The organism is Rubrimonas sp. (assembly GCF_036788415.1).
GTDB lineage: Bacteria > Pseudomonadota > Alphaproteobacteria > Rhodobacterales > Rhodobacteraceae > Rubrimonas.
In genome coordinates, this window is record NZ_DAIQNN010000086.1 from 1 (window position 1) to 10,658 (window position 10,658).

Annotated in this window: 11 protein-coding genes; 6 read left to right on the top strand and 5 right to left on the bottom strand. The window is 71.6% G+C overall.

Annotated features, from left to right (window positions below):
• Together V7Q31_RS14870 and V7Q31_RS14875 are read left to right on the top strand one after the other, a co-directional pair.
• Positions 1–1,083 (top strand): methyl-accepting chemotaxis protein (locus tag V7Q31_RS14870; RefSeq protein WP_333834645.1); only part of this gene is annotated, 1,083 nt, incomplete at its 5' end.
• Between the two features lie 190 nt (positions 1,084–1,273).
• Positions 1,274–3,187, top strand: a complete 1,914-nt coding sequence (locus V7Q31_RS14875; protein WP_333834646.1) for a methyl-accepting chemotaxis protein — start codon at positions 1,274–1,276, stop codon at positions 3,185–3,187.
• A gap of 26 nt (positions 3,188–3,213) precedes the next feature.
• On the opposite strand, the gene V7Q31_RS14880 is transcribed toward V7Q31_RS14875, so the two are convergent.
• Both V7Q31_RS14880 and yddG read right to left on the bottom strand, forming a co-directional pair.
• On the bottom strand, positions 3,214–3,417 hold the full coding sequence (locus V7Q31_RS14880; protein WP_333834647.1) for a hypothetical protein: 204 nt from the start codon (positions 3,415–3,417) through the stop codon (positions 3,214–3,216).
• A 60-nt stretch (positions 3,418–3,477) separates the two neighbouring features.
• Positions 3,478–4,401 (bottom strand): aromatic amino acid exporter YddG, encoded by a 924-nt coding sequence (yddG, locus tag V7Q31_RS14885; protein WP_333834648.1) that lies wholly within the window; start codon positions 4,399–4,401, stop codon positions 3,478–3,480.
• 59 nt (positions 4,402–4,460) lie between these two features.
• Between yddG and V7Q31_RS14890 the strand changes: the two genes are divergently transcribed.
• The 3 genes from V7Q31_RS14890 to V7Q31_RS14900 are packed head-to-tail and all read left to right on the top strand — an operon-like array spanning position 4,461 to position 7,582.
• Complete coding sequence (locus tag V7Q31_RS14890) at positions 4,461–5,708, top strand: MFS transporter (RefSeq protein WP_333834649.1); 1,248 nt, start codon at positions 4,461–4,463, stop codon at positions 5,706–5,708.
• 44 nt (positions 5,709–5,752) lie between these two features.
• A complete protein-coding gene (locus V7Q31_RS14895) occupies positions 5,753–6,646 on the top strand; it encodes an ATPase (RefSeq protein ID WP_333834650.1) in 894 nt (297 codons plus the stop codon).
• A gap of 24 nt (positions 6,647–6,670) precedes the next feature.
• Complete coding sequence (locus V7Q31_RS14900; protein WP_333834651.1) at positions 6,671–7,582, top strand: homoserine O-succinyltransferase; 912 nt, start codon at positions 6,671–6,673, stop codon at positions 7,580–7,582.
• 12 nt (positions 7,583–7,594) lie between these two features.
• Here V7Q31_RS14900 and V7Q31_RS14905 read toward each other — a convergent pair whose 3' ends face one another.
• Positions 7,595–8,281, bottom strand: a complete 687-nt coding sequence (locus V7Q31_RS14905) for a potassium channel family protein (protein WP_333834652.1) — start codon at positions 8,279–8,281, stop codon at positions 7,595–7,597.
• A gap of 16 nt (positions 8,282–8,297) precedes the next feature.
• Complete coding sequence (ndk, locus tag V7Q31_RS14910) at positions 8,298–8,720, bottom strand: nucleoside-diphosphate kinase (protein ID WP_333834653.1); 423 nt, start codon at positions 8,718–8,720, stop codon at positions 8,298–8,300.
• 123 nt (positions 8,721–8,843) lie between these two features.
• Here ndk and V7Q31_RS14915 point away from each other — a divergent pair, with 123 nt between their 5' ends.
• The gene (locus V7Q31_RS14915) at positions 8,844–9,389 is read left to right on the top strand and encodes a DinB family protein (protein WP_333834654.1); all 546 of its coding nucleotides are present in this window, start codon (positions 8,844–8,846) and stop codon (positions 9,387–9,389) included.
• Positions 9,390–9,411: 22 nt separating this feature from the next.
• Here the strand turns inward: V7Q31_RS14915 and V7Q31_RS14920 are convergent.
• Positions 9,412–10,658, bottom strand: a 1,247-nt coding sequence (locus V7Q31_RS14920) for a methyltransferase domain-containing protein (RefSeq protein ID WP_333834655.1), incomplete at its 5' end; no start/stop codon positions are given.

Below are 10,658 nucleotides of genomic sequence, written 5' to 3' on the forward strand. Positions count from 1 at the left end.
GCGCTCCAGGGCGCGGTCGCCGAAGTGGTCGACGCCGCAGCCCAGGGCGATTTCGGCCGCCGCGTCGATCCGCGCTACAAGGATGACGGGCTCAACGGCTTCGCAGGCCAGCTCAACAGCCTGATGGACACCGTCCGCGACGGCGTCGGCGAGACCGCCCGCGTCATGGCGGCGCTCGCCCGCGGCGATCTCGGCGCCCGGATGAGCGGAAGCTATCGCGGGGCCTTCGCCGAACTCCAGGACAACGTCAACGCCACCGTCGCACGGCTGCGCGACACCGTCTCCGAAATCCAGTCCGTCTCCGACGCGATGCGCGAGCGCACCGCCGCCATCGCCGAAAGCGCCGAGACCCTCTCGGGGCGCGCCGAGAACCAGGCCGCCTCGCTCGAGGAGGTCGCCGCCACCATGGAGCAGATGTCGGCCACAGTCCGCACCAACGCCGAGAACGCCCTCTCGGCCCGCGACCTCTCCTCCGACGCCCACACCCGCGCCGACCGCGGCGGCGCCATCGTCGCCAAGGCCGTCACCGCCATGGGCGAAATCTCCACCGGATCGGCCAAGATCGCCGACATCGTCTCGGTCATCGACGGCTTCGCCTTCCAGACCAACCTGCTCGCGCTCAACGCCGCGGTCGAGGCCGCCCGCGCCGGCGAGGCCGGCAAGGGCTTCGCCGTCGTCGCCTCGGAAGTGCGCATGCTCGCCCAGCGCTCGGCGGAGGCCGCGCGCGACATCAAGACCCTGATCGACGCCAGCGCCCATCAGGTCGAAGGCGGCGTCAAGCTCGTCGAGGAGACCGGAAAAGCCCTGACCGAGATCGTCGAGGCCATCTCCAAAGTCTCCGACACCATCGCCGAAATCTCCGAAGCCTCCCGCGAGCAGTCCTCCGGCGTCGAGGAGATCACCTCGGCCATCACCTCGATGGACGAGATCACCCAGCAGAACTCCGCAATGGCCGACCAGTCCGCCGCCGCAGCCCGCTCGCTCGCCGAACAGGCCCAGGCGCTGGAAAGGCTCATGGCGTTCTTCAGCGATTCGAGCCGTCGCGCCAGCGGTTCCGGGGCCGCCGCCATCGCCGCGGAGTGACGGGCGGGCGACCGCCCGCCCCCGCCTCCTGCGCGAGCCCAGGCCCGCGCAGGACCGCATGGCGCGCCAAGAAGGTTTCCGCGCCAGCGCGTTAGCCTCTTGTTGAGCCTGCGGGCCGAATGTCCGCCCGCATCGCTCGGCGCCCCATCCGCTCGCGGACCGGGGCGCCGGCTGCTTTGGGGGGACGGACATGACATTCTCGCTTCGCGCGCAGCTGGTTGCGGCGCTGGTTCTTCTGGCGGCGGCGCTCGCCGCCACGCATTGGCAGGCCTGGGACAGCCGCAGCCGCGCCGACGCGGCCGTCGGCGCGATCTTCGCCGACCGGGTGGTCCCGCTGCGCGATCTCAAGCGCGTCGCCGACGCCTACGCCGTCGACATCGTCGACGCCACGCACAAGCTGCGCTCCGGCGCTTTCGACTGGGCGCTGGCCGAGGCGAGCATCCGCCGCGCGCGAGGCGACATCGCCGGGCTCTGGAGCGCCTATCTGCGCACGACGCTCGTGCCCGAGGAGGTCCGCCTCGTCGAGGCCGCCAAGCCGCTGATGGCCGAAGCCGACCGGCGCGTCGACGCGCTGCTCGGGATGATCGCCGCCCGCGACATGGCGGGCGTCGAGGGCTTCGCGCGCGACTCGCTCTATCAGGCGATCGACCCGATTTCGACGGTCGTCTCCGACCTGATCGCGCTGCAGGTGCGCGTCGTCGAGAGCGACATCGGCGCGCTGCGCGGCGCTTTCGAGGACGCCGCCTTCGTCGGCTTCGGGCTGATCGCGGTGGCGGCGCTCGGCGTCGGCTTCGGCGTCTGGGTGGCGCTCTGGCGCGTCGTCGCCCCGATCGGCCACATCACGCGGGAGATGACCGCGATCGCCGGTGGCGATCTCGACGTGACGCTCTCCGACGACCGCCAGGCCCGCGAGATCGCCGAGATGACCCGCGCGCTGCGGGTCTTTCTTGACAACGCCCGCGCCAAGCGCCGCCTCGACGACGAAGCCGCCGCCCTCGCCGCGCGCGACGCCGAGGCCGCGCGCGAGCGCGCCGCCCTGCAAGGCGCCGTCGCGGAGGTGGTGGACGGCGCCGTCGAAGGCGACTTCGCCCGGCGCGTCGATCCGCGCTACTCGGATGAAGGGCTGAACGCCTTCGCGCATCAGATCAACGGGTTGCTCGACGCCGTGCGCACAGGACTCGAAGATGCGTCGCGGGTGATGGCGGCGCTGGCGCGCGGCGAACTCGACGCCGCGATGGACGGGCGCTATCGCGGCGCCTTCCTCGCGCTGAGCGAGCACGTCAACGCCACGGTCGGGAGGCTGCGCGAGACGGTGACCGAGATCAAGTCGGTCAGCGCAGCGATGCATGGACGCTCGGATCAGATCGCCGACGGGGCCGAGACGCTGTCGGGGCGCGCCGAAAATCAGGCGGCGTCGCTGGAGGAGATCGCGGCGACCATGCAGCAGATGGCGGCGACCGTGCGCGCCAACGCCGACAACGCGACGCGGGCGCGCGAGCTGTCCGGCGCGGCCCATGACCGCGCCGAGCGCGGCGGCGAGGTGGTGGCGCGGGCCGTCGGGGCGATGGGCGCGATCGCGGCCGGCTCGGGCAAGATCGCCGACATCGTCAGCGTGATCGACGGTTTCGCCTTCCAGACCAATCTGCTCGCGCTCAACGCCGCGGTGGAGGCCGCGCGGGCGGGCGAGGCCGGCAAGGGTTTCGCCGTGGTCGCCGCCGAAGTGCGGCTGCTGGCGCAGCGTTCGGCGGAGGCCGCCCGCAGCATCAAGACGCTGATCGACGAGAGCGCCCGGCAGGTCGACGGCGGCGTCGCCCTCGTCGAGGAGACCGGGCGGGCGCTGACCGAGATCGTCGCGGCGATCGGGCGGGTCTCGACCACGATCGGCGACATCTCCGACGCGTCGCGCGAGCAATCCTCCGGGGTCGAGGAGATCGCGGCGGCGATCGCGTCGATGGACGAGATCACCCAGCAGAACTCGGCGATGGCCGAGCGCTCGGCCTCCGCTGCGCGCGGGCTGGCCGATCAGGCGCAGGCGCTGGAGGACCTCATGGCGTTCTTCCGCAACGAGCGGGCGGCGACGGGTCGCGCGGCGCTGGCCGCCTGAGCGCCGTCCGCCCCTGAGCGCGCCCCTTACTTGCGCGGGCGCTTCGCCGGTTCGCCCGCCTTCGGCGTCGCGCCATGCTCGACGGCGGGCGGGGGCGGCGCGACGGGCCCCGACCGCGGCGCGGCGATCTGGGGTTCGGGCATCTCGACGAGGCGACGCGCCGCGCGCGCCGCCTTGGCGTCCGCGCTCTCGCTGCGCGCGGGCTTGCGGGCGGGCTTCTTCTCGGACATCGGAAGCTCCTGGGGGAAAGCTTCCCCGTGGTCGACGCTGCCGCCTGTTCACCCGACGCGTCAACCGGCGCCTTTGGCGCGCATCGAGCCGAAGGCCGCCAGCGCCGCGCCGCCCACGATGAGCGCCGCCGCCAGCGCGAGCCGCGGCGACGGCTCGGCGACCCCCGCGGCGGCGAGCGCCAGCGTCGACAGAAGCGGCGCGGCGTAGGAGGCGACGCCGAGCAGTTGCAGGTCGCCCCGCTTCACGCCGTGATCCCAAGCGTAGAACGCGGCCCCCACCGGTCCGAGCCCCAGCGCCGCGACGCTCGCCCAGGCCAGCGCGCCCTGCGGCCAGGCGGTCGCCTCCACGGCGAGATGGGCGAGCGCGGCCAGGATCGCGGCGGCGAGGCAGAATCCCGCGACGCTGTCGGTCGGCGCATCGCCCGCCAGGCGGCTCAGCACGGAATAGCCCGACCAGATGAACGCGCAGCCGAACGCCGCGAGATATCCCGCCAGATGCGCCGGATCGGCGCCGAACCCGCCGCCCTTCAGGATCAGCAGCGCCGCCCCCGCGAATCCCAGCACCGCGCCCGCCAGATGGGCCGCGCGGAGCCGCCCGCCGGGAAGCAGGCTCGCCAGCAGCACGATCAGCAGCGGCCAGAGATAGGCGATCAGCCCGGCCTCCGCCGGCGGCGCCGATTGCAGCGCGAAGAAATAGAGCGCGTGATAGCCGAACAACCCGCCGACCCCGAGCGCCCAGATCGCCGGAGGCTGCGCCAGCGCCGCCCGGACCGACCGCCCGCGCGCGGCGATCGCCGCGAAACCGACGGCGGCCCCGACGCCGAAGCACAGCGCCGTCAGCAGGAAGGGCGGAACCGGCCCGGCCCCCACCGTCAGCAGCGCCAGCGCCGACCAACTCCCGATCGCGATCAGCCCGACCGCCGTCGCGCCCCGCGCGGGCGGCGCCGCGATGCGGGCCGGTCCTCCTGTCGCTTTCCGCCCCATTGCCGCGCCCGCGCCATTCGGGATGATCCGAGAGCGAGCGGGTAGAGGGCGGCGCGATCATGGTCAAGCAGGGCGCGGGAAGCGGCCCCGGAGGCGTCGGCCAGAGCGGGGCGCCGCTGCGCGCGGTGGCGATGCTGGCGCTCGGCCAGACGCTGAGCTGGGCGGCGCTCTATTACAGCTTCGCCGGCCTCGTGCTGGTGTGGGAACGCGACCTCGGCTGGAGCAAGGACGCGCTGGCGCTGGGGCTGACGGTCGCCGTATTCGTCTCGGCGGCGGTCGCGCCCTTCGCCGGACGGGCGATCGACGCGGGCCATGGCGCGGCGCTGATGGGCGGCGGCGCGCTGCTCGGCGCGGGCGCGCTCGCGGCGCTGTCGCAGGCGGCGACGCAGGGCGGTTTCGTCGCCGCATGGGCTGCGATCGGCGCGGCGCAGGGGTGCTGCCTCTATGAGGCCTGCTTCGCCTGCGTCACCCGCGCGATGGGCGCGCAGGCCCGACCCGCGATCACCCGGATCACTTTGGCGGCGGGCTTCGCCTCGACGCTGGCCTTCCCGGGCTTCGCGCTCGCCGCCGAGGCGTTGGGCTGGCGGGGCGCGACGCTTTGGGCGGCGGCGATCACGGCGTCGATCACCGCGCCCTTGCTCTGGGCCGGCGCCCGCGCCCTGCCGGGCGCGGATGCGCGCGCATCGAAGGCCGACCCCGCTGCGCGCGCCGAGGCGGCGCGGGCGGGGCGCGCGGGGATGCGACGGGCGCTGCGCCGCCCGGCCTTCTGGCTGCTGGCGGCGGCCTTTCCGATGCTCGCGCTCAATCACGGCATGCTGATCAACCATCTTCTGCCGCTGCTCGACGCGCGCGGCCTGTCGCCGTCGCTGGCGATTCTGGCGGCGTCGCTGATCGGGCCGATGCAGGTGGCGGGGCGGCTCGCGATGATGGCGACGGAGCGGCGGATCGCCGCGCCTGGGCTGGCGCTCGCGGGCTATCTGGCGCTGGCCGGGGCGGCGCTGGCGCTGCTCGCCGCCGGCGCCGCGCCGGGGCTGGTCTTCGTCTTCGTCGCCGCACAGGGCGCGGCGATCGGGGTGATGAGCGTGCTCAAGCCGGTGGTGATCGCCGACCTGCTCGGCCATTCCGGATACGGGGCCATCGCCGGCTGGCTGGCCTCGCCCTATCTCGTGGGTTTCGCGGTAGCGCCGAGCCTCGGCGCGGCGCTCTGGCGGATCGGCGGCTACGACCTCGCCATCGCCGCCGCCTGCGCGCTGGCGCTGCTCGGCGCGCTCGCGCTTTGGGGGGCGCTGCGATGGCGGGATCGGTGACGGCGCCAGTTGCGACCAACTGCGCGCCGGGTTAACGCTTCGGGATGTCGCTTGCGCCGCGCCTCGCCGATCCCGACGCGTATCTTTCGGCGCCGCGCAAGGCGGTGGCGCTGATCGGCATGTCGGGCGTCGGCAAGACTTCCGTCGCGCAGATGCTGCGCCGGTCGGGCGGATGGTTCCACTACTCGGTCGATTACCGCATCGGCACCCGCTACATGGGCGAGCACATCGTCGACGAGTTCAAGCGCGCCGCGATGCGCACGCCGCTGCTGCGCGAACTGCTGATGAGCGATTCGATCTACATCGGCTCGAACATCACCTTCGAGAATCTGGCGCCGCTCAGCACCTATCTCGGCAAACCGGGCGACCCCGACAAAGGCGGCCTGCCCTTCGAGGATTATGTCCGCCGCCAGCGCCAGCATCGCGAAGCGGAGATCGCCGCCCTGCTCGACGCGCCCGACTTCATCGTCAAGGCGCGCGAGATCTACGGCTACGCGCATTTCCTGTGCGACACCGGCGGCTCGATTTGCGAGGTGGTCGACCCCGAGGACCCCACCGACCCGGTCCTCGTCGAGCTGTCGGACGCGATGCTGCTCGTGCGCATCCGCGAGACGGACGCGATGGCCGACGAGCTGCGCCGCCGCTTCGACGCCAATCCCAAGCCGATGTATTACGACGAGGGGTTCCTTCGCGGCATCTGGGCGGAGTATCTCGATGCGACGCGCCTGCCGGAGACGCAGATCGACCCGGATGCTTTCATCCGCTGGGGATTCTCGCGCCTGCTGGAGCGGCGGCGCCCGATCTACGAGGCGATCGCACGCAATTGGGGCGTGACGGTCGAGGCGTCGGAGATCGCGGCGCTGCGCGCGCCCGCCGATTTCGACGCGATGATCGCCCGCGCGCTCGACCGGCGCGGCGGCCTGCGCCGCATCGTCTGACACCGCCCCACGGACCCGACGCCCATGCCCATCAAGATTCCCGAAAACCTCCCCGCCATCGACGTGCTGCGCAGCGAGGGCGTCATGGTGATGTCGGAAAGCTCGGCGCAGCGGCAGGACATCCGCCCGCTGCAGATCGCGCTGCTGAACCTGATGCCCAACAAGGAGCGCACCGAGACCCAGTTCGCCCGGCTGATCGGCGCGACGCCGCTGCAGATCGACCTGACGCTCATCCGCATGACCGACCACACCCCGCGCAACACATCGATGGCGCATCTCGAGGCGTTCTACACGACCTTCGCCGAAGCGCGGGCGCGCAAGTTCGACGGGCTGATCGTCACCGGCGCGCCGGTGGAGCTGCTGCCGTTCGAGGAGGTGTCCTACTGGGACGAGCTGCGCGCCGTCTTCGACTGGACGCAGTCCCATGTGCACGGGACCTTCGCGATCTGCTGGGGCGCGCAGGCGATGCTGCGCCATTTCCACGGCACGCCGAAACACGCGCTGGCGACGAAGGCCTTCGGGTGTTTCCGCCACCGCAACCTCGCCCCCGGCTCGCCCTATCTGCGCGGCGTCTCCGACGACATCGTGGTGCCGGTGAGCCGCTGGACCGAGATCCGCCAGTCGGACCTTCCGTCGGAGGTGAAGCTGCTGCTGACCTCGCCCGAGACCGGGCCGGCGCTGGTCGAGGACGCCGCCCATCGCGCGCTCTACATGTTCAACCACATCGAATACGACACGACCTCGCTCGCCGAGGAGTATCGCCGCGACGTCGAGCGCGGCGAGGCGATCGCCCTGCCCGCCAACTACTTCCCGGGCGACGACCCCGCGCGCGCGCCGGAGAACCGCTGGCGCAGCCATGCGCATCTGCTGTTCGGCAACTGGATCAACGAGCTGTATCAGAGCACGCCGTTCGACATCGCGCGCATCGGCGCGTGAGCCGCGCGCCCCTCACCGCGGGGGGCGGGCCTCGTAGGCGACGCCGAGCAGCCGCCCGATCAGGATGGCGATGTAGAGCGTGCCGGTCACCGCCTCGAACCCGGCGAGCAGCCGCGTCGCGGGCGTCGCCGGGACGATGTCGCCGAAGCCGGTCGTGGTGATCGTCACCAGGCTGAAATAGAACAGCTGCGCATCCACCGAGCCCGCGTCCTCGATCAGCTTGAACGATCCCGGCGCGAGCGTCTCGACGGCGATGAACATCAGCGCCCACACCACCGCCAGCAGCAGGAACCCGAAGGCGGCGCCGGCGAGGGCGTCGGCCCCGCGCGCCTCGCGGGTGAACAGCGCGATCAGCGTCAGCCGCAGCACGCCCATCGCCAGCAGCACGGCGACGATCAGATTGACCGCCTCCATCGCGCGCGAGTCGTCGAGCGGGCCGGCGGCCTCGATGGAGAAGCGGATGAAGGTCAGCGCGACGAGCGCCACGAGCGCGCTCCAGCTCGCCCCCGTCGCGCGGGCGGCGCCGAGGATCGACAACGCGAAGGCGCCCTCGACGAAGACGAGCCCCGCCCCCTGCTGCGGGGTCAGCGCCTGCGCGAAGACGGCGACGACGAGCAGCCCCAGCAGCAGCGAGTACCGCCAGCGCTGCAGGAAGATCCGCAGCGCCGCGCGGTTTCGGGCGAAGTCGTGCTCGGCCATCCCAAGGCGGGCGGCGTCAGCCGACGATCTCGAGCCCGGAGAAGAAGAACGCGATCTCGATGGCCGCGTTCTCGTCGGAATCGGAGCCATGCACCGAGTTTTCGCCGATGGAGAGCGCGAACTCCTTGCGGATCGTGCCTTCGGCGGCGTCGGCGGGGTTGGTCGCGCCCATGACTTCGCGGTTCTTCGCCACCGCGTCCTCGCCTTCGAGGACCTGAACGACGACTGGCTCGGAGGCCATGAACGTGCAGAGTTCGTCATAGAAGGGCCGCGCGGCGTGGACTTCGTAGAACTTGCCGGCCTGCGCCTTGGTCATGTGGATGCGCTTTTGCGCGACGATCCGCAGGCCCGCCGCCTCCAGTTTGGCGTTGATCGCGCCGGTCAGATTGCGCTTGGTGGCGTCGGGCTTGATGATCGAGAAGGTGCGGGTGACGGCCATGGGGCATCCTCGGCTTGATATGGCGCGCAGCGGCGCCGGGTTGGTTCGCGGGGGCGATACCATGGCGCAGGACGGCGCGAAAGCGCGGGAATGCTGCATGCGCGCAAGGAAGGGAGAGGCGCGATGCTTCGGCAGATGACGATGATGGCGGCCTACAACTCCTGGGCGAATCGCCGTCTGCTCGACGCCTGTCAGGCGCTGTCGGACTCCGATCTGCGCGCAGGGCTCGGGGCCTTCTTCGGCTCGCTGCACGGCACGCTCAACCACATGCTGGTCGCCGACCGGCTGTGGCTCGCGCGGCTGAGAGGCGACCCGCCCCCCGACCTCGCCCTCGACGCGGTCCTCTACGAGCGCTTCGCCGACCTGCGCGCCGCGCGCGAGGCGGAGGACCAGAGGCTCGGCGCCCATGTCTCGGCCATGACGCCGGAGGCGCTCGAGGCCCAGATCACCTATCGCACCGTCAGCAAGCCGGCGACGATCACCCAACCGGTCTGGGCGGCGCTGGCCCATATGTTCAACCACGCGACCCATCATCGCGGCCAGTGCCACGCCATGCTGACCCGGGTGGCGACGCAGGCCCCCGCCCTCGACCTGATCTTCTTCCAGCGCGAAACCGGGCTCGGCCTGAAGAGCGTCGGCGACACCGCGGACGCGCCGACGCGGGGCTGATCGGGCCGCGCGCGCCCCGCGTTCAGCCCGGCTTGCGGAACAGCTGCACGCCCCAGGCGAGCCGCCCCGCCTCGGCCGCATAGACCCAATGGCTCAGCCCTTCGGCCATGCGGTCGAGATAGGCCTCCGAAGCGCCCTGCGCGGTCAGCGCGTCGCGCCGGGCCAGCATCTCCGCGCGGATCCGGGCGTAATGCGCGCCGATCCGCTCGCTCATGTCGCGTTGCTCGACCAGCTCGAACCCCAGCCGTTCGGCCGTCTCGCGGTAGAAGCGGAAGGAGCCCAGGCTGTCGAGTTGCAGGCGGTCGTAGACCGGGCGGAGCGCCTCGGGGTCGGCGTCGTCGGCCTGCATCGGGTCGGTGAAGATGAGATGCCCGCCGGGCCGCAGCACCCGCCACGCCTCGGCCAGAACTTTCGCGCGGTCCGGGGCGTGCAGGAAGGCGTCCTGGCTCCACACCGCGTCCTGGCTCGCGTCGCGCAGGGGGATGTCGTCGAAGGAGGCGTGGATCACGGCGATCCGGTCGCTCAGCCGCGCCGCGCGGGTGCGGGCCCGATTGGCGTCGTTCTGCGTCTCGGAGATGTTGAGGCAGCAGGCCGCGCAGCCGTAACGCTGCGCCAGCCGCCGCATCGAACCGCCATAGCCCGCGCCCAGATCGAGCAGCCGCGTGGTCTCGTCGAGGCCCGGCAGCATCTCCGCCATCAGATCGACGGTGGCGTCGCTCGCCTGCCGAATGTCGCGCCCGTCCTCGTGCAGCCCGACATGCAGGTCCTCGCCGCCCCAGACCGTCGAATAGAACGCGTCGGCGTCGTCGCTGTCGTAATAGGTCTCGGCCACGTCGCGCGCATCGGCGCGTTCGGTCGCCGTCGGCGCCCAAGGCGCATGCAGGCGCGACTTCTCCGCGACATGGATGAAGAAGTCCGGCGCATCTTCGGGCGCGGCCTCCTGGAAGTCGCCATATGTCCGCACCCGCTCGAACCCGGCCTCCAGCAGCAGCCGACGCATGTAGGCCCTGCGAATCGGACACAGATTCAGCGTGTACTCCGCGCCGTCCGCGAAGCTGTATTTGAATCTTGCGAGCGTATCGTCGACGTATTCAGGCTCAGCGACGACCTTGTCGCCACAATAGTAGTATTTGTGCTTGGTGCTAAAACCGTTGTCGAGGATCATGTCGTAGTTGCGCTGATCGAGGATCAGCACGCCGTCATGCTTGAGGGCGGCGTAGAATTCCGCCAAAGCGCGCCGGCGATCCTGCTCGGCGTGCAGATGGCTGA